At 34.7% G+C, this 26,339-nt stretch carries 23 protein-coding genes, 2 tRNA genes and 1 pseudogene; 10 read left to right on the forward strand and 16 right to left on the reverse strand.

Annotated features, from left to right (window positions below):
* The 4 genes from WEEVI_RS08105 to WEEVI_RS08120 form a co-directional block, all read right to left on the reverse strand.
* Window positions 1–1,035 carry an alpha/beta hydrolase gene (locus tag WEEVI_RS08105; RefSeq protein WP_013598665.1) on the reverse strand — a complete coding sequence of 345 codons (1,035 nt, stop codon included), beginning with the start codon at window positions 1,033–1,035 and terminating at the stop codon, window positions 1–3.
* A gap of 72 nt (window positions 1,036–1,107) precedes the next feature.
* Window positions 1,108–2,301 (reverse strand): tRNA 2-thiouridine(34) synthase MnmA, encoded by a 1,194-nt coding sequence (mnmA, locus tag WEEVI_RS08110; RefSeq protein WP_013598666.1) that lies wholly within the window; start codon window positions 2,299–2,301, stop codon window positions 1,108–1,110.
* Between the two features lie 113 nt (window positions 2,302–2,414).
* Complete coding sequence (locus WEEVI_RS08115) at window positions 2,415–3,740, reverse strand: Na+/H+ antiporter NhaC family protein (RefSeq protein WP_013598667.1); 1,326 nt, start codon at window positions 3,738–3,740, stop codon at window positions 2,415–2,417.
* A 158-nt stretch (window positions 3,741–3,898) separates the two neighbouring features.
* Entirely contained in the window at window positions 3,899–4,768 is an 870-nt protein-coding gene (locus WEEVI_RS08120) for a cupin-like domain-containing protein (protein ID WP_013598668.1), read from the reverse strand.
* 92 nt (window positions 4,769–4,860) lie between these two features.
* On the opposite strand from WEEVI_RS08120, the gene WEEVI_RS08125 reads away from it, so the two are divergent.
* Window positions 4,861–7,122, forward strand: coding sequence for an OmpA family protein (locus WEEVI_RS08125; protein WP_013598669.1), 2,262 nt, complete (start codon window positions 4,861–4,863; stop codon window positions 7,120–7,122).
* Window positions 7,123–7,183: 61 nt separating this feature from the next.
* Here the strand turns inward: WEEVI_RS08125 and WEEVI_RS08130 are convergent, their stop codons facing one another.
* Window positions 7,184–8,488, reverse strand: a complete 1,305-nt coding sequence (locus WEEVI_RS08130) for an aminopeptidase P family protein (protein WP_013598670.1) — start codon at window positions 8,486–8,488, stop codon at window positions 7,184–7,186.
* A 381-nt stretch (window positions 8,489–8,869) separates the two neighbouring features.
* Here WEEVI_RS08130 and rpsF point away from each other — a divergent pair, with 381 nt between their 5' ends.
* The 3 genes and pseudogenes from rpsF to rplI form a co-directional block, all read left to right on the forward strand.
* Window positions 8,870–9,214, forward strand: coding sequence for a 30S ribosomal protein S6 (rpsF, locus tag WEEVI_RS08135; RefSeq protein WP_013598671.1), 345 nt, complete (start codon window positions 8,870–8,872; stop codon window positions 9,212–9,214).
* Window positions 9,215–9,228: 14 nt separating this feature from the next.
* The gene (gene rpsR, locus WEEVI_RS08140; protein WP_013598672.1) at window positions 9,229–9,531 is read left to right on the forward strand and encodes a 30S ribosomal protein S18; all 303 of its coding nucleotides are present in this window, start codon (window positions 9,229–9,231) and stop codon (window positions 9,529–9,531) included.
* A gap of 23 nt (window positions 9,532–9,554) precedes the next feature.
* Window positions 9,555–10,052, forward strand: a pseudogene (gene rplI, locus WEEVI_RS08145) (50S ribosomal protein L9); the annotation flags it as partial.
* A gap of 822 nt (window positions 10,053–10,874) precedes the next feature.
* Here rplI and WEEVI_RS08150 read toward each other — a convergent pair.
* The 5 genes from WEEVI_RS08150 to rlmH all read right to left on the reverse strand — a co-directional run bounded on the left by WEEVI_RS08150 (window position 10,875) and on the right by rlmH (window position 14,164).
* Window positions 10,875–11,201, reverse strand: a complete 327-nt coding sequence (locus WEEVI_RS08150; RefSeq protein WP_013598674.1) for a hypothetical protein — start codon at window positions 11,199–11,201, stop codon at window positions 10,875–10,877.
* A 167-nt stretch (window positions 11,202–11,368) separates the two neighbouring features.
* A complete protein-coding gene (locus WEEVI_RS08155; RefSeq protein ID WP_013598675.1) occupies window positions 11,369–12,301 on the reverse strand; it encodes a ribonuclease Z in 933 nt (310 codons plus the stop codon).
* 9 nt (window positions 12,302–12,310) lie between these two features.
* Window positions 12,311–12,886, reverse strand: coding sequence for an RdgB/HAM1 family non-canonical purine NTP pyrophosphatase (gene rdgB / locus WEEVI_RS08160; RefSeq protein ID WP_013598676.1), 576 nt, complete (start codon window positions 12,884–12,886; stop codon window positions 12,311–12,313).
* The gene (locus WEEVI_RS10955; protein WP_013598677.1) at window positions 12,877–13,698 is read right to left on the reverse strand and encodes a CPBP family intramembrane glutamic endopeptidase; all 822 of its coding nucleotides are present in this window, start codon (window positions 13,696–13,698) and stop codon (window positions 12,877–12,879) included. The genes rdgB and WEEVI_RS10955 overlap by 10 nt, the downstream gene beginning before the upstream one ends.
* Window positions 13,691–14,164: a 23S rRNA (pseudouridine(1915)-N(3))-methyltransferase RlmH gene (gene rlmH, locus WEEVI_RS08170; RefSeq protein ID WP_013598678.1), complete on the reverse strand. Its 474-nt coding sequence runs from the start codon at window positions 14,162–14,164 to the stop codon at window positions 13,691–13,693. The genes WEEVI_RS10955 and rlmH overlap by 8 nt, the downstream gene beginning before the upstream one ends.
* A 33-nt stretch (window positions 14,165–14,197) precedes the next feature.
* Between rlmH and WEEVI_RS08175 the strand changes: the two genes are divergently transcribed.
* Window positions 14,198–15,184: a YihY/virulence factor BrkB family protein gene (locus WEEVI_RS08175; protein WP_013598679.1), complete on the forward strand. Its 987-nt coding sequence runs from the start codon at window positions 14,198–14,200 to the stop codon at window positions 15,182–15,184.
* 9 nt (window positions 15,185–15,193) lie between these two features.
* Here the strand turns inward: WEEVI_RS08175 and WEEVI_RS08180 are convergent, their stop codons facing one another.
* Window positions 15,194–16,063, reverse strand: coding sequence for an ion transporter (locus tag WEEVI_RS08180; RefSeq protein WP_013598680.1), 870 nt, complete (start codon window positions 16,061–16,063; stop codon window positions 15,194–15,196).
* A 48-nt stretch (window positions 16,064–16,111) separates the two neighbouring features.
* On the opposite strand from WEEVI_RS08180, the gene WEEVI_RS08185 reads away from it, so the two are divergent.
* Window positions 16,112–17,008 (forward strand): TIGR01777 family oxidoreductase, encoded by an 897-nt coding sequence (locus WEEVI_RS08185; protein WP_013598681.1) that lies wholly within the window; start codon window positions 16,112–16,114, stop codon window positions 17,006–17,008.
* Between the two features lie 473 nt (window positions 17,009–17,481).
* Here the strand turns inward: WEEVI_RS08185 and WEEVI_RS08190 are convergent, their stop codons facing one another.
* Window positions 17,482–18,462 (reverse strand): long-chain-fatty-acid--protein ligase, encoded by a 981-nt coding sequence (locus WEEVI_RS08190; RefSeq protein ID WP_013598682.1) that lies wholly within the window; start codon window positions 18,460–18,462, stop codon window positions 17,482–17,484.
* An 18-nt stretch (window positions 18,463–18,480) separates the two neighbouring features.
* Window positions 18,481–20,127 (reverse strand): Na/Pi cotransporter family protein, encoded by a 1,647-nt coding sequence (locus WEEVI_RS08195; RefSeq protein WP_013598683.1) that lies wholly within the window; start codon window positions 20,125–20,127, stop codon window positions 18,481–18,483.
* Between the two features lie 231 nt (window positions 20,128–20,358).
* Here WEEVI_RS08195 and WEEVI_RS08200 point away from each other — a divergent pair.
* A tRNA-Thr gene (locus WEEVI_RS08200) sits at window positions 20,359–20,432 on the forward strand.
* A gap of 30 nt (window positions 20,433–20,462) precedes the next feature.
* Window positions 20,463–20,545: transfer RNA gene (locus WEEVI_RS08205), tRNA-Tyr, on the forward strand.
* Between the two features lie 139 nt (window positions 20,546–20,684).
* Here the strand turns inward: WEEVI_RS08205 and WEEVI_RS08210 are convergent.
* Window positions 20,685–21,431, reverse strand: a complete 747-nt coding sequence (locus WEEVI_RS08210; protein ID WP_013598684.1) for a 5'-methylthioadenosine/adenosylhomocysteine nucleosidase — start codon at window positions 21,429–21,431, stop codon at window positions 20,685–20,687.
* Window positions 21,432–21,709: 278 nt separating this feature from the next.
* Here WEEVI_RS08210 and WEEVI_RS08215 point away from each other — a divergent pair, with 278 nt between their 5' ends.
* Both WEEVI_RS08215 and WEEVI_RS10960 read left to right on the forward strand, forming a co-directional pair.
* Complete coding sequence (locus tag WEEVI_RS08215) at window positions 21,710–22,684, forward strand: N-acetylornithine carbamoyltransferase (RefSeq protein ID WP_013598685.1); 975 nt, start codon at window positions 21,710–21,712, stop codon at window positions 22,682–22,684.
* Window positions 22,685–23,001: 317 nt separating this feature from the next.
* Window positions 23,002–23,781, forward strand: coding sequence for an alpha/beta fold hydrolase (locus WEEVI_RS10960; protein WP_013598686.1), 780 nt, complete (start codon window positions 23,002–23,004; stop codon window positions 23,779–23,781).
* Between the two features lie 90 nt (window positions 23,782–23,871).
* Here the strand turns inward: WEEVI_RS10960 and WEEVI_RS08225 are convergent, their stop codons facing one another.
* Complete coding sequence (locus WEEVI_RS08225) at window positions 23,872–25,218, reverse strand: MATE family efflux transporter (protein WP_013598687.1); 1,347 nt, start codon at window positions 25,216–25,218, stop codon at window positions 23,872–23,874.
* Between the two features lie 195 nt (window positions 25,219–25,413).
* A complete protein-coding gene (locus WEEVI_RS08230) occupies window positions 25,414–26,289 on the reverse strand; it encodes a ChaN family lipoprotein (protein WP_013598688.1) in 876 nt (291 codons plus the stop codon).
* Between the last annotated feature and the right edge of the window lie 50 nt (window positions 26,290–26,339).

Consider the following 26,339-nt stretch of genomic DNA (forward strand, 5'->3'; position numbering starts at 1 on the left):
TTATTTAGCTAAATGAAATTTTTTTAGAATATCAACGAATTTTGGGTTGGTAATGTACTGTCTAAAATCATGCGATTTCATTCCAGTAAAATCAGTTTTTTCTAGAAAAGGATAGCTCAGAAGTAATTCGTTGTAGAGTTTTTCATTGTAGCCAAAGTTGGATGGAATTAGGTTTTTAGACAAGAAGCCTATACGACCTTTCCCTAGAACATAATCAGAATTATTGATGGTGATATGCATTTTTTTTAGTTGGGGCGAAAAATGCTTTAATTCATCATCATCGGTCAAGAAATCCATTTTTCCTATGGCCGGAGCTAGCATTATACAGAAAATTTTGTTATTATTTTCGGCCAATAGTGGCGCATTCGTAAAAACTACGTGATGTGCGTTTTCTGCTCTTTTTATTTCGCTATTTTTCAGAGAAGGATTGGTTAGCGCACTGAGGACTACAGATGCACCTCGGCTATGAGAAATCAAATAAATATCTTTGTTTTTCATAACATTGAGTATTCTTCGCAAACCAAAAACGCCTGCCATTTGGCTATTTGTGGTAGCAGAAATCCATACTTTTGCTGCTCCAAAAAGACTTTCATTTACCAAACCATCCCAATAAAAGTTTATTATTTCATCTTGTTTTGTACTGATATTCATATACGTTTTTGCTTTATTGTAATTTTTTAAGCTCGACATATAATCATTATCAATCCCATGTACAAAAATGATGACTCTTTTTTTCGATTTCACTCTATTGGCTATTGCAGAAAGTCGGTTTTTTTCGTAAATAGATAATTCGTTATCGAATTGTTGCTCAGTGGCAATTTTCATTAAAGAATATTCTTTTCTATTGGCATTTGTAGGTGGTTTTCCGTATTTTTTCTTCCAATTATTAGGATAAAAATTACCATTCTGATCGACAAAAGAACCCGATGTGTTGGGCTCAATAAAATTGTTCGGAGCTTGTGAGGTGGGTACATTGTGTATCGCTGCACAACAAGTGAGTAACGATAATAAAAGTAAATAAAATAGGTTCTTCATGGTCAAATAAGTCAGAAATTAACTAGAGTAAAAGGTAATTACAAAAAAAAATAAAGCGCTGAACTTATCTTTCTAGTGATGTATAACGCCAGAACCTACCAATTCGTCTTCGATATACCATGCACAAAACTGCCCTTCTGTAATCGCCGATTGTGGAGTGTCGAAAGCAACAAATAATCCATTTTTGGTTTGATGCAAAGTTGCTTTTTGCAATGGTTGACGGTAACGAATTCTTGCTTGCACCTCTAAACTTTCTCCTTCCTTAAGAGCCATATCCTCTCTTATCCAATGAATTTCATCTGCTTGTATAAAAAGTGCATCTTTCAATAACCCAGGATGATCATGTCCCTGACCAGTATAAATGATATTTTCTTGCACATCAGTTGCTAACACGAAAAGTGGTTCAGCTTTTCCGCCTACGCCCAGACCTTTTCTTTGACCTCGCGTAAAAAAATGTGCTCCTTGATGTTCACCAACAATTTCACCATCGGTTTTTTTATAGCTTATTGCTGCGGCCTGGTTTTCTAATTTTTTTTCTATGGTAGGAAAATGTTTTTCTTCTTTTTGATATATAGAAGAGCTTTTGGGAATTTCGATTATTTTCCCTTTTTTAGGTCGTAATTGTTGTTGTAAGAATTCTGGTAAACTTACTTTTCCGATAAAACACAAACCTTGTGAATCTTTTTTATCGGCTGTAACCAAATCTAGGTTTTTAGCAATACGACGAACTTCTGATTTTTCTAAATTACCAATCGGGAAAAGAGCTTTACTTAATTGTTCTTGAGAGAGTTGACAAAGGAAATAAGATTGGTCTTTGTTATTGTCGACACCTTTAATAAGTTGGAATATTTCTTTTCCATTTTTATCAATAAAAGAATTTTTTCGTGCATAATGGCCGGTTGCAACATAATCTGCTCCTAACTCTAGAGCTGTTTTCAGAAACAAGTCAAATTTTATTTCTCGATTACATAACACATCTGGGTTCGGCGTTCTACCTTGCTCGTATTCTGCAAACATATAATCTACGATTCTTTCTTTGTAAGAGGCAGACATATCGATTACCTGAAACGGTATATTTAGTTTTTCGGCCGTAAGCAAAGCATCTGCACTATCTTCTATCCAGGGGCACTCATCTTCTAGTGTAACACTTGCATCATTCCAGTTGCGCATAAATAGTCCAATAACTTCGTAACCTTGTTCTTTCAAAAGATAGGCTGCAACGCTCGAGTCAACTCCTCCTGATAATCCGACAACTACTCTTTTCATAGGTATGCAAATTTTTTGCAAAGTTACGGTATAATATTCAATAATTTTTTGCTTCGGTAATTTGTTTAGTTTTACTTTACTTATAAAGAAATTACTTTTGGATAGTTTAAATTTTATTGGATTTTTTGGTTGATTAATTCGCTTTTTGGTCGGAAAAAAAGAATCGATACAATGGTTGAAATCCCAATCAAAATTGGATAAATTAAATACGGGATTATTGATAAAGGTGACAAAACTTTACCCAGAGAAGCTGTTGCGGTTAAGGCAACCAATATCTGTGCACCATAAGGTAATAAGCCTTGTATGCTGCACGACATGGTGTCGAGAATGCTGGCTACTCTTTTCGGAGATAGTTGGTTTTTTTCGGATATTTCTTTGGCTAAATTCCCGACGATCAGAATTGTAAGGGTGTTGTTGGCCAAGGTAGCATCGACCAGGGCGGTCATGGTTGCGATACTTAATTCTGCCTGGCGTTTTGTTTTTAGTCGATTGGTAAAAAGATGTGTTAGGTAATCAATACCGCCGTGCAAACGAATAATACCTACCAATCCTCCAATAATTAGACACATCAGACTGAGTTCGAACATACTATTGAATCCTTTGTTGATGGACTCTATCAAAGCTAAAAATGTATTATCATAAACCAAAACTCCTATAAGCAAGAACGCTAAGACGCCAATAACCAAAGCCCACAAAACATTCAGTCCATAGATTGCTAATCCAAAAACAATGAGATAGGGGAGAGTTTGTAGAAAATCAAAATCAAGAGTAGTTGTATTTTCGGTTACAGGAGGTAAATCGCTCGATGCGTACCAAAAGAAAAGGATAGTACAAATTGCAGCGGGTAAAACCAGTTGAATATTGGCTTTGAATTTTGTCTTCATGTCTATTTCTTGAGTTCTTGTGGCTGCAACTGTTGTATCTGAAATAAAAGATAAGTTGTCGCCAAACATTGCACCTCCTATAATTGCACCGATTAATAAAGCCAAACTTCCAGGTATTTGTTGGTCTATTTCTACAGTGATAGGAGCCAAAGTTGCAATTGTGCCTACTGAAGTCCCAATAGAAATCGACGTTAAGCATGCCAAAAGGAAAAAACCTGGTAGGATGAATTTCGCTGGTAAAAAGTGTAAAAGAAAATTAGCAATTGATTGGATGCCACCTATTGCATTTCCTAGTTGAGAGAAAGCGCCCGCCAAAAGAAAAATCAGAATCATCAATAAAAGCGTTTCGTTACCTGCTTCTTGTGAGAATGCTTTTAGTTTTCGATCGAAACTTATTTCCGGAAATTGTAAAAATGCCAATAAGGTAACTGCAACAAACACGACCAAAGCTGGTACGCTATAGAAGTCGTTGAGATATACGGATATCGAAAAATAAACAATAATAAATATGATAAGCGGCAAAAGTGCCCAGAAATTTCTCTTCTCTGAAACCATAGATTAAAATTAGGGTGCAAAGGTTTGAATTTTCTGAAAAATAATCTATAATTTGAAGAGAATAAAAGAATAATCAGAAAACAAAACTAAATAATGGATTAATATAGAATTGTTATCTAGTTTTGATGTTTTGGATAAGAAATATTTCTACAGTTTCTTTATTTTATAGACAAGCGTTTATGGGTATTGGTTATAGCTCGTTCATTTTTTTCATCAATCCATGCTTGTCCTTTGAATTTTCTCATCAAATTATCATAATTGCGCATGAGAAAAATATTGTAAACAGCTTCTGCAAAGTTTTTCGGCTTATGAGCCAAAGAACGTAAACTCATAGAAAATCCTGGTGTAATATATTTCATGTAATGCCACCAACCTTCGGGCATGTAGAGCATTTCTCCGTGTTGTAGATCTGCCGACATGGGGCGCAGACTTTTCAGAGCAGGCCATTGGTCAAAATCAGGATTATCGAAATCAATATCTTCGCGGCAAATTACCGAATAGGGGATTTTATACATATATTTACTCTGCTCGGGAGGGATGATGATACAGCGTTTTCTTCCTGCAAAATGAAAATGCAAAATATTGGCTAAATCGATATCGTAATGCATAAAAACATTAGATCCTTCGCCACCAAAAAACAACATCGGCATAGACTTGAATAGATTGAGACCTAGATCGGGCATCTTATAATCGTTCTGCAATTGCGGAACTTTACTCATGAGGTTGTAAAGAAAAATACGTAAATCAGTAGGACCTTGATGTAGTAAATCTACATAGTCCGACATTTTCATTCTAGCAATCGGTTCGTTCACTTTTTTAGTGTAATCCACTGGATCATTGTTGTATAATGGCACAATTTGTTCACCGGCTACTTTTTTTATATACTCAAAATTCCATTTTTCGTAAGCAGGCCAATCGTGGGTAACCGTTTCTATTACTACTGGTTTTTGAGGTTTTACATAATACTTTTGGAAATCTTTTGCCGAGATGCTTTTTATGCGTTCTACTTCAGTGAAATTAAAATTCATTGTGTGCTGTAAATAAAAATGCAAATTTAGGTAAGATTTTCGTTAAATTTTAAATATCAAATGAATAAACCTTATTTTTATATCATCAAATCATGAAGAATTTTTTACTGTCTATTCTGTTTTTTTGTGCTTATGTTGTTCAGGCTCAGGTAGTTTTTCCTTATGTGGAAGTAGATAAGGATGAAGATTTTGCTTCACTTTTTGTAGAGAGTTTGATGGTAGAAACTTCACTGCAAATGGTGTTGGGGACGGTTGTTTCTGAACAAGTTTTTATCAATAAAAGTCAACATGCTATAGCATTACGCTATGTAGTTCCATTCGTAGGAAACCAGAATTTGTATGCCTTGACGATTGAAAGTGATGATGAGAAAATTGAGTTTCGGGCAGAAACTTTGTCCAATGTTCGTCGTGCATTACAAAAAAACAATCAAACGATATCTGCTCATGCTGATCAATCCGAATTGATGACGGTTGATTTGTCGGATTTGCCAGCGGGCAAGAAATTGAAAATCCGAATAAAATGGACGAAAATTGTTGATCACAATAAAAAAGATTATAACTTTTTGTTGAGTTCGCCGATTGTAAAACGAACCAAAAATTTCACTGTTACAAGGCGCTTTCAGTTTGATAAAAAGGAATATACACCTAAAAATTTTCTCTATAAAATTAATATTCTTGGAGAAAATGGACAGCTATCTCGCTCTCTTCCTGCACATTTTCAGATGATAAATAACGTAAATCGTCTCATCAAAACATTCGAAAGCTCTGTTTTTTTTGGTCATACAATAGACCTATATTATCACTATTTTATGACAGAAATGCAAACGAATTTGTTACGGTTTGATGATGGTAACTGCGCTTATTTTTTGGGTAATATTGTACCGCCAGTCAAAATAGAGCAAGAAAAGTTAAAGCCTAGAGAATATATTTTTTTATTGGATACTTCGGGCTCTATGCGGGGGTTTGCTTTAGAGGGAACAAAAAAAATGATGCTCTCTGTTATCGAAAAGTTGAAAGAATCTGAAAAGTTTAATATTTATTATTTCAATAAACACAGCAATCAACTTGCGACGCATTCTGTTTTTGCAACTAAACAAAATATAGAAAAAGCAAAGGAAATGTTACTAAATCTCGAAGGCTCTGGTAATATGAAACTGAATGAAGCGCTGAAAAAAGTACATCAAATTCCGGTCGATTATTCTTTTAATCGCTTGGTAGTCATTGCTTCTGATGGACGAATAGATCCCAATCAGAATATTCATTTAGATATCAAATCGAACCTGAAAAATGCTCAGTATTTTGTGTTGGGAATAGGGAAAGTTGTCGATAAAAATAACCTAAATTATTTAGGTTATACTACAGGAATTTCACCTTTGATAATAGAAAGTTCAGAAAATATCGATACTAAGTTAAAGGCATTCGAATCTATGATTCTTACTCCTTTATTGCGAAATATAGAAGTGCAATCTAAGACAATAAATTTAGAAGAAACTTTTCCAAAGAACTTCAATGGATTTCTGTCTGATCGACCCATAAATTTTGTGACGAAAAGTTGTCATTTGCCACAAAATGCTCGCTTGTCGATTACCGGAAAAGATGGTGAATTGGTTTATTCAAAAGAGTTTTCTGATTGGGAATCTACGTCCACTTTCGGCGAAGCAATAAAGTATTATTGGTTATACAATAAAGTGAAATCGCTGATGCTAGAAGAAAATAGATGTGGCGAATATTGCCGAAAAACAGGGCGTTATAGAAAAGAGATAGAACAACTCGGGAAAGAATATAATGTGGCAACACCATATACTGTTTTGGTAGAAAATTCTTCTGATCGACGAGATATTATACGTTTTCATTACGATTATGATTCGGATGGAGATGGCGTAAATGATTTTATAGATCGCTGCCCGGATGAAGTCGGAATGCGAGAAACTTTTGGGTGTCCGATGCAAAAATTAGCCAAAGAAGAAAAACAAGAAGCATTGGAAAAGTTAGCAAACAAATGGGTGGGAAGTGTGAAGTTTAATTTTGATCAATCCATTATCCGAGACCATGATTTTAGTTTTCTAGATAAATTAGCACTGCTGTTAGTGGATAATCCTACTGTAAATTTTATAATAGAAGGGCACACCGATGCTGCGGGTACCGAAAGCTATAATCTTACTTTATCAGAAAAAAGAGCTTTTGCAGTTGCCCAATATTTAGAAGGAAAAGGCGTAGATTTTTCGCGTATGCATATATTGGGGATTGGTACTTCTGCGATGAAATATCCAGAATGTAAGCCTGTGGAAATGTGTGAAGAATGGAAGAATTTCGAAAATAGGAGAGTTGTAATAAAAATGAACTCTTCAGAGTAAACCCCAAAAAGTATTGCTAATCGTTGCTTTTAGGGGCTTATTACAATCAATTAGTCAGAATTTAGACATTCATCAAACTTTCAATCTCATCAATTTCGATTGGAATATTTTGCATTAGATTAAAAGGTTTTCCTTCTTTCTGAACGACATAGTTATCTTCTAATCGTATCCCGAAGCCTTCGGAAGGTAAATAAAACCCCGGTTCGATTGTGAAAACCATTCCTTCAACAAAATCATCGGTTAAGATTCCGTAATCATGCGTATCTAGCCCCATATGATGAGATGTTCCGTGCATCATGTATTTTTTATATGCAGGCCACTCTGGATTTTGATTTTGCACATCTGCTTTGTCTATTAAACCTAGTTGTAATAATTCTGCCGTGTATACCTCGCCCATATCTTTGTGGAATGTATACCAATTTGTACCGCTAACCAACCGATCTTCTGCTTCTTTTTTACAACGCAAAACAGAGGCGTATACTTCACGCTGTTTGGCAGAAAACTTCCCATTCACAGGGAGTGTTCTACTCATGTCCGAAGAATAGTTTGCATATTCGGCTGCCACGTCCATCAAAATCAAATCACCGTCTTTGCATTGCTGATTATTTTGGATATAATGCAAAACATTCGCATTTTTTCCAGAGGCAATAATCGGTGAATATGCAAAACCTTTCGACCGATTTTTTAGAAATTCATACACAAATTCGGCTTCTATTTCATACTCCCAAACTCCTGGTTTGATAAAACTCAAAACGTTCCGGAAACCTTTTTCGGTGATATCACATGCTTTTTGAATCTGCTCTATCTCGATAGGGTCTTTTATGGAGCGCAAACGCTGTAAAATCGGATTCGAGCGTAAATAAGTATGAGCAGGATAAGTTTTTTGTAGCTCTTTGTTGAATCGTGCTTCGCGAGTTTCTACTTCCATGGGGGTTTCTACCCGATAATGTTCGTTTTGGTTGAGGTAAACATTTTCGGCTTCTACCATTAGTGTTCGCAAAATGGCAGGTAAGTCTTGCAGCCAATAAACAGTTTCTATACCCGAAATTGCGGTTGCTTGCTTTTTGCTTAATTTTTCTCCTTCCCAAATGGCGATATGTTCATTGGTTTCCCGAACAAAAAGAACTTCTTTGTGTTTAGGATTTTTTGCGTCTGGAAAAAGGATAAGTACCGTTTCTTCTTGATCTATTCCCGAGAGATATAAAATGTCTCTATGTTGCGCAAAGGGTAATGTGCTATCTGCAGATATAGGATAAATATCGTTAGAATTGAAAATAGCTATACTGTTAGGTTGCATTCTTTTGCCGAATTTTTTACGGTTTTTTATGTACAATTCAGCGTCTATTGGGGCGTACTTTGTTGTCATCTTTTCTGTAAAAAAATATAATTATATGATAGAAGAGGGTTTTCTTCCTTTGCACACAAATGTACAAACACAGCAGCATAAAAAAAAGAAGTCTTTGATTAATCAAAGACTTCTTCCACCAACCTAAATTTATGAAAAAGTATTTACTTTTTACAATTACAAATATGTGAAAAAAATATTGAAAAAATAATTTTTTACAGAAAAATTATTACAAAGAATTGATTTCAGTGAATTTTAATCATTATAACCGTAAAACTAAGAAAAGAAACAAGAAATAGAAAAAAATGAATAAATCAGTCAATTGAAGTTGAAAGTTTAGAAAAAAGTATATATATTTGCAGGCTCAAAATATTAGTATAATTTATTTAAAACGAAAGTAAAATGACACATTACGAAACTGTTTTCATTTTAACTCCCGTTCTATCTGATTCGCAGGTAGAGGAAGCAGTTAAAAAGTTTCACGACTACATCACAGCCAATGAGGCAGAGATTGTGGCAACTGAAAATTGGGGTTTGAAAAAACTGGCTTACCCTATCCAAAACAAGCGCAATGGTTTTTACCATTTAATCGAGTTCAAAACAGACAATACTGATTTAGTATCGCAGTTAGAATTAGTTTTCAAACGTGATGAACGTGTAATACGTTATTTATCTGTAAAATTAGATAAACACGGAGTTGAATGGGCAGAAAAACGTAGAACTAAATTAAAAACCGCTAACAAGTAAAAATTTTTTGAACTATGGCAATCGATGAATTAGCTAAAAAAGCAGCAGGTGGGAACGAATCAGAAATTCGTTATTTATCACCTTTAGATATAGAAACACAATCAACGAAAAAATACTGTCGTTTCAGAAAATATGGTATTAAATATGTTGATTATAAGGACGCAGATTTCCTGCTTCAATTCGTAAACGAGCAAGGTAAAATTTTGCCACGTCGTTACACAGGAACCTCGTTAAAATACCAACGTAAAGTATCTAGAGCAATTAAGAGAGCTCGTCACTTAGCTTTATTACCATTTGTTGGAGACCAATTAAAATAATTAAAACCTAAAAAAGATAGATCATGAACGTAATTTTAAAACAAGATGTAGAAGGTTTAGGTTTTGAATTTGAAGTAGTTTCAGTAAAACCTGGATATGCGCGCAACTTTTTAATCCCACGTGGTTTGGCAATTGTAGCTACACCGAAGAACGTTGAGGAATTGAATAAAGTGTTAGAAGCTCGTAAAGCAGAAGAAGATAAATTAGTTGCTGCAGCGAAAGAAAAAGTTGCAAAACTAGATAGCTTAGAAGTAAAAATCGAAGCAAAAGTTGGTTCTGGAGATAAGTTATTTGGATCTGTAAACAACGGAGATTTAGCGGCTGCATTACAAGCAAAAGGAGTAGAAATCGAGAAGAAGAATATTCGTATACCTGGAAACACAATCAAGCGTTTAGGGAAATCTGTTGCAAAAATCCGTTTTCACCGCGATGTAGAAGTTGATTTTGAATTTGATGTTGTTCCGGATGCAGCGTCTATTAAGGCAGCAGAAGATGCAGCGAAAACAAAAGCAGAAATGGCTCGTTTAGATGCACAAAAAGCTTTGAAAGCACAAGAATCGAACGAAGTAACGTTCAACTTTGACAATCCTTTACGCCCTAAAGTAAAAGAGGAGAAAAAAGAAAAAGTTGAAACTGTAGAAAACTCAACAGAGGAAACTGCATCAGAAGAATAAACCAAAGTTTATATATCTTTTTAAAGTCCGGTCAATTTATTGATCGGACTTTTTTGTGGCTTTTTATGTCGTGAAAATAAAATATTTTTATACCAAATGTTTATTTCAAACTCATACTCTTCTATTGCATAGCAATAATACTCCTCAAAACTCAGACCGCGGGTAAAGTTGAAAAGATTCTGAAAAAAGTAAAAGAAAATTCACCAATGTTTTTAAAATCTAAGCTATACTTGAAGTTTTAATGGTGAGAGAAATATATAGTATACATTCCCACTAGTTCAGCATCTAGAAACAAGAACTTTTGGTAGATACTGAAAATGCATTTGTTTCTATAAATAAAAAAAGAAGAGTCTGGCAATCTAGTTAATAAATATTTCCAAAGATTCTTTTGCTGGAAATGGGAAATAATTTTTCTTAAAATAAAAGTTATCTAAAAATCTAGCCATAGAACTGCGACTAAAATTGGAAAACAAAAGGTATTAATTAATTTTTTGCAAGCAATGTAAACTATTTAAAATAAGACTATTGTAGTTTATAATCCACAGTGCTATCTGAGCGGATTGGTAAGGGTAACAGGCAATGTCTATATGGTAAGATTCCTATACAGGCGAAATTGCATAGTCGACAACCATGATAAAACAGAAGTAGCTAAGAAATAGAAACCGTACACTAATGCTCTGTTAAATAATAAACAGACACCCGAAAACCTTTGTTGATCAACGAAGAACTTAGCTGAACATCTAACCAAATCGAAGCGTTGTTGTGCATTTCTTTCTGTATAGTGTGACTTAAGGTAGCAATATCATTCATCGTAATGCTATAGTGCTCATTGACCTCAATAACAAGGGCAATGTATTCTAGAATCGCTTTATTTTGTTTAACTTCTCGAAAAAAAGAGATCATTTCATTTTTGATGTGATATAAATTTCCTGTAAAAGTCGCTCTTAAACCAAATTCTATAAGGTAGCGCTCCACGAAGTCAACTTCTTTTTTCATTGAGAGTAATTTTACCCAAAACTAATTTTTTGAGCAGTCAAAACATGTCGCTTAGAAAAAATATCGTGCAAAAAAAGAGATAGAAAAGGTGTAAGTAGACTTCAATAAGAAAATCAATGAGCATAGAGGGGCGGCTATACCTGCTCTACGTTTATGTAAGATATTGATTATCGTCTTCCTTTAGGGCCAATACGAATGGTTTTTAGAGTTTCTGGCAACTCAGTAGCTTCGAAAATCGGCTGTGCCTCTTTTAAGAAAACAGAATAATCATCGTATCGATTAGAGAAATGTCCTAGGATCAATCGTTTGGCATTAGCTGCCTTGGCAATCATAGCGGCTTCTTTTGCGGTCGAATGCTTCGTAAAATCTGCCAAATCTTTCAGATCATGCAAAAAAGTACTCTCATGGTACAATAAATCTACATTCTGGATAATAGGAACTATATCGGGTTTGTAGCACGTATCCGAACAATAAGCATAGCTATAGGTTTGTGGCGCATCAAAAGTAAGGTACGAATTGGGAATAATTTTTCCACTTTTCAGGATAAAATCTCGTCCGTTTTTTAGGTTCTGATAATCGCAAACTTCTATTTCATCAAACTCACTAATTGCATCAGGATTTAAGCGTCTTGGTTTTGATTTTTCTTGAAAAAGATAACCGTTGGTATAAATACGATGATCGAGCGGAATGGTTTTTACAAGTACTTTATCATCTTCGAAAATCACTTTCGATTCGTTGCCTTCTAATTCATTAAACAAAATCGGGAAACCGTGGTAAGAACCCGAAAGTCTCATCTGAATAGTGATAAACTCTTCGATTCCCTTTGGTCCATGAACTGTGATAGGTTTTTCTCGACCAAGCAACTGAAAAGAGGATAGTAAACCAATTAAACCAAAAACATGATCACCATGCATATGCGTAATAAATACATGGTTGATTTTACTGAATTTCAGCCTTGCTCTGCGTAATTGAACTTGTGTTCCTTCTCCGCAATCGATCAGAAAATAACGCTCAGAAATATTAAGCACTTGTGCACTTGGATGAGAGTTGGCAGTTGGTAAGGCAGAATTGTAGCCCAATATGGTTAGTTCTAAGGCCAAAGTATAGCTTTATAAGTTTTCTGTAATATAATGAATTAATTTTTGTGTTGCAATGCTTCGATGACTGATCGCATTTTTCTCTTCGGCCGACATTTCTGCAAAAGTATAATCAAAACCACTCGGGCGGAAAATAGGGTCGTAGCCAAAACCTTTGTTTCCTTTGTTTTCATTCATTATTTCCCCTTCAATTCTTCCTTCAAAATAATGAACCTCATCGTTGATCATCAAACAGAAAACACTAATAAAATAGGCTTTCCTATTGCTAATACCTTCTAATTCTTTTAGTACTTTTGCAATGTTGTCTTCACTATTTTTGGTACCTGCATATCGAGCAGAAAAAACTCCTGGCCGACCATTCAATGCATCGATTACCAAGCCAGAATCATCAGCAAATACAGGTTGATGAAATTTCTCGTAAATGGTTTTGGTTTTGATGAATGCATTTTCTTCGAATGTATTACCGGTTTCCTCTATATCATCATGAAAGTTGAGGTCGGTAAGCGATTGTAATTGAATCGTCTCGGGAAGCAGCGCTTGTAGCTCTTTAAGTTTATCTTGGTTATGGGTGGCGAAAATTAATTCCATAGATGTTTTATGTTTTTTTTACTTAGAAAATAGCCAGCTATTAAGCTGATGATTAAACTGATAAAAACAGGTGAAAGCGAACTACTTTCGATAATTTGTTCGTCCATTTGCTTGTATTTCATCATCATGATAAACGAAAAAATATTGTTTGCAGCATGAAGGAAAATTACCAGAAGTAAGGATTTTGTTTTGTAATAAATGAAGCCGAAAATTATCCCTAAAATTCCTGCTCCGATAAACTGCCAAGGATTGAGATGGGCGGCACCAAAAATAATTCCACTTACTAGAATTGCAATCCAAGGCGACGTGCCAGAGTTTAGAATTCCTCTTAGGATAAAACCTCTAAAAATTATCTCCTCTAAAATCGGGGCTAAAATACAGACGGTTATGAAACCAGCAATTTTATAATTGAGCATCTGAAGGAAGCTGCTTTCAAATGTGTTGTATAAATCTTGAAAGATCTGGGTGTCAGTCGGCACCAAACCAGTAGACCACTCTGCAAAGGGAAGTGCAAAGATAAAACAAAGGAATCCTAATAAAAAATTAATAGGTTTGGTCGGATAAATCAGCCAATCTCTAACGGTGTTTTTGTCTACATGAAACCAACCCATCAGTAAAATGATTGCACCTCCTGTCCCTGTAAGAAAGGCTAATGGTAAAAGAAAATGAAATAAAAACGGATAAAAAAATGTTGGCCAAATCACCAAACTTTGTCCTATTTGGACTGTAAAGGTTACGGCAAATCCTACCAAAAAAGCATAATATGCAGAGAATTTGAGTGTTTTTATTTGGGGCAGCTCGAATTTATTCATGATGATAAGGTTTGTTTTGCAAGATAGTAAATGCACGATAAATTTGTTCGGTAAGAAATAAACGAACCATTTGGTGCGTAAAAGTCATTTGAGATAATGATAATTTTCGATTGGCACGTTGATAAAGCCGATCATCAAAACCATAAGGACCTCCAATCACGAAGATAAGCGTTTTCACTGATTGGTTGAGGTCGTTTTGCAATTGTTGTGCAAAGTCTGTCGAGTTGATTTGTTTTCCTTTTTCGTCGAGTAATACAACCAAATCTCCTTTGTTTATGCGCTGTAGAAGTAAATCTGCTTCTTTAGATTTCTGTTGTTCTATTGTGAGCGTTTTTCGGTTTTTGATATCAGCAAGCTCGAGTCGCTGGTAGTTGATATAGGTAGGAAATCTTTTTTCGTATTTTTGTAGAAGTTGTTCGATGGCTTGCTCATCTGTTTTTCCTACACAAAGGGTGAAAATGTTCATAGAATAATCAATAATTTAGCAAAAATAAATCTATTGTCGAAATTGAAACAAAAAAATAGGCTAAAAAGGCTCATCGTTTGGAGTAAACGTAAACGACTGAAACAGTTCTCGAATATTCCTTTGTACGATTTGCTAAAAGTTTTTTGGATCAGGGTGATGAAGGGGAATTTTCCTGTTCGTTCGGGAGCAATCGCCTGGACACTGTTTTTTAGTCTGTTTCCTTTTATTCTTTTCCTTTTTTCTTTGTTGCCCAAAATACCACATTATGAAGAACTGAAACTTTTACTTTTTCATCAGTTTTTACCCCAAATCATACCCAACTCTATTGGTAAAGAAGTCATCGGATATATTGATATTACGACGCAGCAACAAGAGCAAAAATCGGTGAATTGGTGGTTTATGATTTTTACCATTTTCATGTCATCGAATGGTGTGCAGGGAATCATAAATGGTTTCAATGTGAGTTATCAAGATGTTTTTATCAAAAGAAACAACAATAAACAGCGTTTGATTTCTTTGATACTAACCATTTTCTTCACTGTGTTTCTCATCCTACAATTGACGTTGTTGTATTACACTGGCATCATTTGGAAATATCTTGCCGAGACCAAATTCTTCTTCGATTTATCAAAAAGTTCTCGACTGATCAATATGACCAGTGTGATTATGTTCTATTTTTTATCGATGTGCATGTTGTACCATTACGGGCCGAATAATCAAGATAAATCGAAATCTACCGTCGTGCCAGGAGCAGTGCTATCAACCCTTCTTTTTATTACTACTTTGTTCGGATTCAATGTCTATCTCAAACACTTCAATAATCTCGATTTACTTTATGGTTCTTTGGGATTGGTGATGCTGGTGATGATTTTTGTGTATGTCAATGTAATTATTTTATTGGTAGGATACGAATTGAATATGTCACTGACGTATGCCAAAAACTACTCGAATATGAATAAAATACAGAAAAATAATTTTATCGAATTGAATCTAAAAAAGGAAACCAATTCTCAGTCCTAGAAAGACAACCTAAGGGTTGAGTAAATGCCCGCAAGTTTTGCAATAAATAGAATTATCCAAATGATAATTATCGCCACAATATCTGCAAACATCTGTGTTGGTTGGGATATGATCGTTTTCTTTAGACGCACGAGCTATTTCTTGCGACATAATCCCTGCAGGTACAGCAATAATACCATAACCCAAAATCATAATAATAGAAGCTAGAAAACGACCCAAGCCCGTTACTGGAGCGACATCTCCGTAACCTACAGTTGTCATGGTTACGACTGCCCAATAGATACTGATTGGGATGCTTGTGAAGCCCGACTCTGGATGGTTTTTTTCTATCGCATACATAAAAGAGCCCAATACCACAACGATAAGAATAACAAAAGATAAAAAAACTATTATTCTATCTTTACTTTGCTGCAAGCTTCTTAGAAGAATGTTTCTGTTTTGCGTGAGCCCGGTAAGATTAAAAATTCGCAAAATACGGAATAAACGAAGAATTCGGATGCTTGATAAATATTTACTATTCGGGAAGAAAATCCCGAAATAGAAAGGAAGGATACTCAGTAAATCGATAATCCCATAAAAACTAAAAACATATCGTAAAGGTTTTTGTACGCTGTATAATCGTAGTAAATATTCGATGGTAAAGAGAATGGTAATTAACCATTCCGAAACAACTAAAAAAGTATGATAGCGAGCATTGAAAGTCGGAACTGACTCTAGTATAACCAACGCTACACTAAGAATAATCAACAATAAAAGACTAAGGTCGAATAGTCGACCATAGGGCGTATTGGCTTCGAAGATAATCTCAAATATCTTTTTCTTTAGTTTATTTTCTTCGTCTTTGTCGAGTTTTTTCAATCGGAAAATATTCCATTTCATGCCCACAATCTCTTTATAAAGAGCTAAATTAGATAAAAAATATCGAATATGAAGATCTTAGTTTCGGGTGGAACAGGTTTTATTGGTAAGGCTCTAGTAGAATATTTACGTTTAAAAGCTCATGAAGTTCGTGTTTTGCAACGTTCGTATCCAAAAGAAGACTTTTATTGGGATGTAGAAAAAAATATTTTTGATGAAAAAGCAATGCATCAAATCGATGGCATAATCCATTTGGCAGGTGCACCTATTGCAGAACCTTGGACTGGTTATTATCAAAAAGTTTTGTACGAAAGCCGAATCGATACAGCTAATTTTCTATTAGAAAAAGCCAAGGATTTTTGTCCAGATTTATCCTTATTTATCTCAGCCTCAGCAATTGGTTTCTATGGCAATGAAGCTACGGATAAAACCTTAACAGAAGAAAGTGAAGCAGGAGAAGGTTTTTTGAGTAAACTTTGCGTTGCTTGGGAGGCTGCTGCAGATCAGTTTCACGAGATAGGGGCCCGAGTGGTCAAAGTACGTACGCCTGCCGTATTGAGCAAAGACGGTGGTTTGATCAGGGTACTGAATAAGGTTTTTCGGTTGGGTTTAGGGACGAATTTAGGGGGTGGAAATAATTATATGCCTTGGATCCACTTACAAGATTTGTTGCGTGTGTATGAATTTGCTCTGATTAATTCTTCGTTAGATGGTGCGGTAAATGCTGTTGCTGATGAGCAGATAACCCAAAATGAATTCAATTTGGTTTTGTCTAGAGAGATAAAAGCTCCTTATTTTCTACCTAATATCCCCGAATTTGTTGTGAAGAGAATACTTGGCGAACGTAGCGCATTGGTGCTAGATGGTTGTTTATTATCGAACATGAAGCTGAAGAATCTTGGTTTCCGAATGCAATATCCTAGAATTGAAGAAGCAATGAGAACAATATTCATTTCTGAACATTGATAGTTATTTCGGCCTTTGTTTTGGATAATTGTGTTAAAGAAAATAAAAAAAAGAAAAAGGATTAAATACTAGATTTAATCCTTTCCTCATCAGTTTTTCCTCTATTGTGTTAATTAAGAAGCCATTCTAAATTTATTAGAAATGATTTCTGTAAGTAAAAATAAACATAATTTTTACATTTCCAACTTTAAAGGTAAAGAAAATGTTAATTTGTATTGGATATAGATACGTAAAGATAGAAAAGATGCTTGCTTATTCTAAATTCATCAATTTTCTATCGTATCAATGTTGAATATTTGATAATTTTTCTTAATAAAATTAACTGCAGTAAAGAGGTTATTCTACTAGGATGTTTATATAAGTGAAAACTTTACTTTGGCTGATAGAGAAGGAGTTGCCAGAACAAGAAAAATAAAAAATAATCAACTCTTTATGGAGTAATCTGATAATTTTATCGTGTACTACAATCGAAATTAGACCACTAATAAGTTGCATCCTCTAACATCAGAATGGTCGAATCTTCCTAATATTTCGAATGTTCTAGAAGATTTTTTTCTGCCCAAATCGTCGGTTGCAATAAAACTACACGAATGGAAATTTGCTAAGTCGATTACATTTACCCCACCAGTTTTTCCTTCTTCTACGAATGTAAGTGGGTCCTCGGTTTCACGAATCAACAAATGCATCCAGTTTGGTGTTTCGAAGAGAGCTTGTTCTCGCATGTATGCTTGCGAAAGTAACTCTGTCATTCCGTATTCGGAATGAATGTTTGGTGTGCCGAAACCTTTTTTGAGAATCGAGTGAAGTTCTTGTCGAGTAATTTCTTTTTTCCGACCCTTCATACCGCCGGTTTCCATAACAATTGTACGAGAGAGCTGCATCGGATATTTCTCTACAAAGTCGAGTAGGGCAAAAGAAACGCCAATCAGGATAGCATTTTTGCCTGCATTTTCACACGCCAATAAATCGCGGTGCAATTCATCATGATTATACAAATAAAAGCCGCCAAAGGAAGAGTCTGCTTGTTGTGTCCAATATTCTACCATGTCGATTAGTGATGAACCGTTTCTTTCTAGATAAGATGGAAGCAGGGCGAAAATGCAATAGGTAGACAAATCACCATAGAAGTGATGAAAACATTTAGACAAACTATGATGGTACAAAGCCAAATCTGCAACCAAATGTTTGCTCGTATTTTGCCCAGTTGTTCCAGAGCTTGTAAATATTTTTTCTGGAAGAAGTTTGTTTTCTATTATCGAATATTGTTTGAAAAAACGAATTGGCAAAAACGGAATTTCGTACAAATCAGAAATATTTTTGGGGTTCACTTTCATCAGCTCTACAAAATCTCGATACACTTGCACATGTTCTGCCTGATGACGAAAAACTGCTAAGGCTTTTTCTTCGAATTCAGAAAAATTTTTTATATCGAAAATAGAATACGGATCCATCATTGTACAAAGGTACGAAACTTAGTCTTTGGTCAACGCCATATTTGCCTTGTAAATATGATCGCCGATATATTCGTAGTTTTGTATCAATTCTTTGTAATATAACGCACTTAATGTACCAAGTTTATCTTTTTCGATGCTTTTGATAAGGTCTGCTTCGGCAGCTTTGTATAACCGATTGATGTTGTGTTCTATTTCTCGAGACTTCTCTATGTCGATTTCATTGTTAGGCGAGCTTAAATTCTGAAACAAAAAAGAAGTTGCTAAGTTGAGTTCTTGTTGCATTTTCGACATATGAATGCGCAAGTTTGGCGTAATAAAACTGTTGCTTTTTCTTCTTTTGTTATGGATCATCGTCATCTTGATTGCAATATCGCTAATGCTCTCTAAATGATGACAAATAACCATCAGTTGATTGATTCTTCTTGCCTTGCTTTCGTTGATGTCTAGGTTGTAGATTTTCATGAGAAAAGTCGTAATTTCTTCTTCGATTTCGTCACTTTCGTTTTCTAGCATTAACACTCTTTCTTTAAGAATCTTAAACTTTTGATCATCACTTTCGGTTATCATCCTACCCAAGGTTTGGATTGTGCGTCTACTTATTGCAGCCAGTCTCAAGATATTTTTGGTTGCGTCGTTGAGGTAAAGATTAGCATTGTTACCGTAAGGCACTGTAATGAAATTCATTCTCTCAATCGATTTTGATTTTGCTCCCAAAACCTTACCGTGTTTTTTGTTGAAATATTCACTTATCGGATTCAGAAATATCAAAGCTATAATTGCCGTAATGGCATTAGTTATCGTATCAAAACTAATCAGTAGTATGCTAGAATTTGATATGTACTGCTGTAAAAAGGGTATGATATAAGGAACTATAAAGAAAAATAATAATGCACTCGCAATATTGAAATAAGTATGAAAATTAGCAACAATTCTTGTAGATTTATTACCGATAAATGAAGCTAGTTGTGCAGTAAAAGTAGTTCCGATATTAGCACCTAAAATCATCATTGCTGCTAACTCTAGTGGCAATCCCTTGTCGACAAGTAGAACCGAAATAGCAATCGATGCTGATGAAAAATGAATTACCAAGGTAAGGATTAGACCAAAAATAATAAACAATAAATAACGAGCATAAATCCAGCTATAGTCGGTGTACAGGTAAGTTTGCAGAATTTGTATATCGGTAATATCGGGTAAAAAAGCTTTGAGGAAATAAAGGGCAAAAAAAATCATAGTGAATCCGATCATTACCCCGCCAATTAATCGCCTGTTTCTATTGTATGAGGTATAAAAAGGCACTGCAATAATAAGTAAAGGCAAAGCCAAATAAAGCAAATTGAACTGTAGGCCTGCAAAAATCAACCACAACGTAAGAGTTGTGCCTATATTTGCGCCGATAATTAAACTAAAAGCTTTTTTGAGATTGATAAGACCAGCATTGACAAAACTCAAGAAAAAAATACTCGCAGCAGAAGACGATTGTATCGATGTGGTGAAAATTGTACCAGTAACAAAGGTGGTAAAATTGTTACGCGTTAATTTATTTAGGGTGAGTTGAAAACCATCACCAGAGATTGCCTGTAAATTATCACTCACCATTTTCATGGCATAGATAAATAGCGCAACAGCTCCCAAAACTTGTAATATGATGAAGAGTATTTGCATTTTGATAAATGTTTACAAAATTAAGGTTAGCAATGTAAACTCTATGTTAATCTTTGCTGCTGAAGAAATTTGTGGAGTGTTTAAGTTTTAAGGCTTTGATTATCAAACTCTAAAAATAGAGTTGGAAAAATGTCATAAAAAAAGTATCTCAAGTATTTGCAAGATTCAAAAATCAGCACTAATATTGCACCACGAAAAACGAGAAGTTCTTAAATATCAAGAATTACTTTTGCCGATATAGCTCAGTTGGCCAGAGCACGTGATTTGTAATCTCGGGGTCGTGGGTTCGAATCCCTCTATCGGCTCAATGTAAAGTAATGCAAAATTACCCTTTTGGGGAGATACTCAAGCGGCCAACGAGGACGGACTGTAAATCCGTTGGTATTCACCTTCGCAGGTTCGAATCCTGCTCTCCCCACAAATAATACAGTTACTTTTTATTTATGTAAGTGTGTTGAAAGTAGAAAATGGACTAAAATATACCTTAGTCCATTTTTTATTTTTAAAAAATTATTGAAGTGCCTGTTCTGTCTTAATAGAATTGAGGGATTTCTTTATTATTTTAATAAATTTTCAATAAACGAACGAGAATATACACGTCCTACATGTTTGATGAATCGAACAAAATCTATGCTCGATTCGTCATTTGCTTCATCAGAAATAACTCGCATTACACAAAACGGTATAGAGAATTCGTAGCAAATTTGTGCAATTGCTGCACCTTCCATTTCTACGCAAAGAATATTCTGAATTCGTTGATTTAATTTTTCTTTTTGTTTAGTGGTAGAAAAAAACAAGTCGCCTGAAGCAATCAAACCAAAATGAATTGTGGGATGATGCAAGTGGAATTCGTCTTTTTCTGCTTCTGTAAAAGAATTTGTTAGTAAGGTATTGTTTGCTGCCTTTCTGCTTCTTTCTAACAACTTAGTGTCTACCTCGAAATAAGTTTTTCCTAAAAGAGGTATTTCGTGGCGTGGCATCAACGGGGATGCGTTCATGTCATGTTGTATTAATTTCCTAGCCAAAACTATATCGCCAATTTTCACGTCAGGATGAATCGCACCTGCAACGCCTGTGAAAATTAATTGGGTAATATTGTAATGTAAAATCAAAGTACTTACCGTTGTTGCTGCGGCTACTTTTCCGATTCTAGAGTATGCTAAAACCACTTCGTGCTTACCAATCTTCCCGATATAGAAAGTTCTTTTGCCTATTTTTTCTTCTCGTTTATTTTCTATTAATGGGATTATATAGTTGATTTCTTCGGGTATTGCGCCTAAAATTCCGATTCGTTCATGCTTCATTATTTTTTATATTTATAAATGGTACAATAAATCTCGTACGCCAAAATCCAAGGCAAACAAATCAAAATCAAAAAATCATTGGCTATTTTTTTCATGTGGTAAACTTACAACGAAAGTCAGAATCTATAAAATACGTTATCTTTTTCTTGTGAAAATTGTTCAAAATATTTCTTTTCATAAACCCAAAACTTCTAAAGTTATTGCTAATCTTCGAATCGGAATGTTCCGAATCAATAAGATTACTTGTAACTTTGTAGTAATAAAAAACTAAAATTATCATGAAGCAATTTATTTCTGTAAACGATGTAGAGAATATTGATCAATTATTAGAAAAAGCTTTAGAAATAAAAGCAGATCCATTTGGGCAGCAAGCAGTTGGGAAAAATAAAACGATTGGTCTAATTTTTTTCAATCCCTCTTTACGTACTCGTTTAAGCTCTATCAAAGCAGCGTATAATTTGGGTGCAAATGCATGGGTTCTAAATGCTGGAGCAGACTCTTGGACGCTAGAGATGGGTGACGGAACAGTAATGAATGGTGATACACAAGAGCATATAAAAGAAGCAATTCAGGTGATGAGTGCGTATTGTGATGTGTTGGGAGTGAGAACTTTTCCGAAATTGGAGCAAAAAGAAGAAGATTATAGTGAGGCAATGTTTAATAAAGTAAAAGATCTTTCTTCGGTGCCGGTAGTTTCATTAGAGAGTGCAACGTTACACCCATTGCAATCATTTGCAGATCTTATTACAATTGCCGAAAAAATAAATTATAATCCAGCAAATCCGCCAAAAGAAAAGGTAAAGGTTGTCATGACTTGGGCGCCGCACCCTAGAAGGTTGCCGCAAGCTGTCCCAAATTCATTTGCCGAATGGTTTACGAAAGTAGATTGGGTAGATTTTACAATAGCTCAGCCAAAAGGGTATGAGTTGGATGCTAAATTTACTCATGGTGCAAATATTGTTTACGACCAAGAAGAAGCACTGAAAGGAGCAGACTTTGTTTATGCAAAAAATTGGTCTTCGTATGAGGATTATGGTGCAATAATACCTCAAGAAAAAGATTGGCAAGTGACCATCGATAAGATGAAACTTACCAACGACGGAAAGTTTATGCATTGTTTGCCGGTAAGAAGAAATGTTGTGGTAGCAGATGAGGTGCTCGATTCGTCGTATTCTATCGTGATAGAGGAAGCAACAAACAGAATATATTCAGCGCAAACTGTATTTCATGAGATATTAAAAGGCTTGAAGTAATTAATTTAGAATATTATTTCTGTATTATCTAATTACGTAAGATATTTTTCTAAAATATACTCTTTAAATGAAAATTAGTAGAAAAATATTTTATTTATGTAAAAAGTAAGCTTATCTTTGTCGGAGCAAAACTTATAGAAAGCGATGAGAATTTTTATTTGTCATTCAATGTACTCAACAAGATGCATGATTTCTAATTGGGATCATGGCGGGAGTTCTATGTGGAGTGACAAGAAAAAAGTCGAGTCGTAAAACAAGTCCCGTTATTTAAAAAAAAATAACGGGACTTTTTTTATTAATAATAAAAATTAAACAAAATGAAGCCTAGTAAACAAGTATCTGTCAGAATTTGGCCGTTGCAAAACAACACTATCCTTAAAAATCAATTGTTAACCTATCGTATGTACGGGAAACAATTAGGTTCTGCACCTGTAATTGTAATAAATCATGCGATGCATAGCGATTCTGACTGTTTGTTGCATTGGGAGGGAATTTTGGGTGAGAAGAAAGCAATTGACCTTGATTTCTATACTGTTATCTGTTTTGATGTGCCAGGGAAAAGTACCAATGAAATAACATATTATAGGAAGAATAACGTGAAAGCTCGTGACATTGCTGTATTGTTTTGGCTAGCATTGTTCGAATTGGGTGTGGAAGATATTTTTGCTATTATTGGAGCCGATTTGGGAGGAGGGATTGCTTGGGAAATGGCAACTCTCTTTCCAAAAAGAATTCAGAATCTTTTGCCAATTGCCGCTTTGCCACTTGTGAAAGATTGGTTAAAAAATTATCCTGTCGTAAAAAATGAATGGTATAAAGAGCTTTTTCTATCGGTAAATATTGCAGAAAATAGAAGAAAATGGAATGAGGTTATTCAGGCTGTACAAGCAAATTTACATATCTTATGCGTGCAAGATTTGAAGTTTTATAACCAGGAAAAAGAAAAGCAATTTTATCAACAACTGAAATTGATAAAGCCATCTACAGAATTTTATACGTTAGATACGTTGCATAATAATCAATTGATTTTAGAGAAAGAACAGGTAGATAAAGTTGTTGATAAAATCTTACAGAAAGCTTTGAGAAAAGTTGCTTAAACCAGATTTATATATTTTTGGTTTAGAAAATCACTTTAGAAATTTTTTTATCAGAGCAATTATCTTTTGTTCGAAAGGTAGTTGCTCTTTTCAGTTGCGGAAAGTAGAACGGATCAGTTGCGGAAAGTACAAGCCAAGGCTAATTCCTCTGGCAATAATATATAAGATAAAAGAGATCCATAAGCCAGAATTTCCCCATTTCTGTACCAATAACGTCCCAGAAGCTACTAAAATAATAAGTGAAATAATCGATGCGTTTCGCATTGCTTTGCTTTGTGTTGCACCAATAAAAATACCATCCAACTGGAATGCAGCAAAAGAAAACATAATGTAAATTCCGGCATAAATCACATGGTTTTTTGCAATGTTTAGCACATTAATATTATTGCTAAAAAATTGGATCGCAATTGGACCGAAGAGAATAATTCCCAAGCCCAACATGAACGCCGTTATAGCTGCCAATTCGGTAGAGTTTTTCACTTGTAGAATGAACTCTTTTTGGTTTTTTGCACCTATAGATTTTCCGCTTAGCATTTCTACAACGTGTGCATAGCCGTCGAGAAAAAAGGCCGATAAAGAAATGAATTGTAATAGGATATGATTTGCAGCCAAAATAGAATCTCCAAATTTAGCACCCTGATTGGCAAACCAAGCAAAACCAGTGAGCAAAGCAAATGTACGCAACATAATGTCTAAATTAACCCTGAAAATCATCCAGATCTTTTGTTTGTTTATGATTTCGGTCCATTTTTTTCTTATAATAGAAAAAGAAAATGGTATTTGTGTGGTTTTATGAAGAAGATATATCGCATAGAATAGTGCAAACCATTCGGCAATCAAAGTTCCTAGAGCAATTCCTTTAACCCCTAATTTCAATCCCACTACAAATATAATATTGAGAAGAAGGTTGAGAAAGTTCAGTGATAATTGTATCCATAAGAGTTGTCTAGTATGTCCTAAGCCTATCAAGCTCCCGATAATTCCAAATGTAATTAAGGTTGCAGGAGCGCCCCAAATCCTGATGTAAAAATAGTTATCGACCTCGCTTTTTACTTGTGGGCTTGCACTCATCAATTTTCTTGAAACTTCGGCAATCGGGATTTGTAAAGCAATCAGTACAATACCAATCAGAATAGCTGTGAGGAAGGTTCTGTAATAGATAAGATTAACTTCTGTTTGGTTATTTGCTCCCCAAGCCTGTGAAATAAAGCCGGTTGTCCCCATTCGTAGAAAACCAAAACCCCAATAAATAAAACTAAAGATAAGTGACGCCAAACTAATGGCACCTAGCTCAGTTGCTGTACCAGTGCGTCCGATAACGGCAGTGTCAGATAGCCCTAAAAGTGGTGCAGATGCATTAGCCAGAATTATCGGAATCGCTAATCGAATGATATTTTTATGATTAGAAAACTTCGATCTTATGTCTTTTTGCTTCATAAACAAAAGGTTTACGTCAAACTAATATTAAGCAATAATATTTAAATTGCCTTTAGACGCCAAACGGGTTCAGTAGTTCTTGCTTTTTTAACTTAACTTCTAAAACCCGAAATTGAGGGGAGTAATGCAAGTATACCAAATGATCTACTATTGAATTTTTAAATAAAGTATCTTCTGTTTTTTTATAGGGTAAGTTTAATGAGTTTTGGGTGAATCGGTCGGTAGTACCAAAAGGATTTCGGTTGGGATATATTTTTCGTTACTTTCTAAAATGGGTCTAAGATTTTTATTCACGATAATCGAGATAACAGCAATTTTTAGTTTCGGATTTGCACGTTTCAAATAATAGTATATCCCACCGTAATTCTTCGAATGATAATCTCCATTAAAATGCAAAAAAAGTTCGTTTTTTTTATGATTTAGTAAAATACTTTCGGCCATCGTTGCATCTTTCAGTGCCTGAGCATAAACAAAATTTTTGGCATTGGTAGCAGAATGATCTTTCATCATCTCAATCATTTCCGGATATCCAGGTGTTTTTTCATCTACGAATAAGGGTAGTCTAACTATCCATTTTTTTTCGTTTTCGGGTAACGAATCTAGAGAAGCTAGACCGTTTTTTGCAACAATTGAAGCGTATTTTCTCGGGACATTGCTTGCGACAACCCCAAGGTTTTTTTCTTTTGCAAACAGAAGCAAGGGTTGATAATCTGTTTTGTAATTGGACCAAAATCGAACAGAATCTGCAAATACTTTCTCGTTGATCTTGTTCGTAAGAAACCAATCAATAGCATGTTGATTATCCCGCTCGAACATCTCAAAACCTAATTTAAGTTTTTTGTTTGAGGTTTTGTATAATTCTTCCGCGAGTTTTAATTGTAACCAATGTGTAACTGCATCGTTATGGTGTTCACCAAAAAGTATAATATCATATTTGGATAAGATCTTTGCAGTTTGATGAAAATCAATTGCTTTTTGGTTTTTGTTATAAAACTGATAGTTCTTTAGATCTTGAGCGGTTGAAAAATAACTTAATAAATACAAAGAAATAAAAAAAATAATCCGTATCATAGAATAAATTTGGTGATGAAAGTAACAAAATTTTCACAAAATAGACTAAT

Origin of the sequence: Weeksella virosa DSM 16922 (assembly GCF_000189415.1) — a bacterium.
Lineage (GTDB): Bacteria > Bacteroidota > Bacteroidia > Flavobacteriales > Weeksellaceae > Weeksella > Weeksella virosa.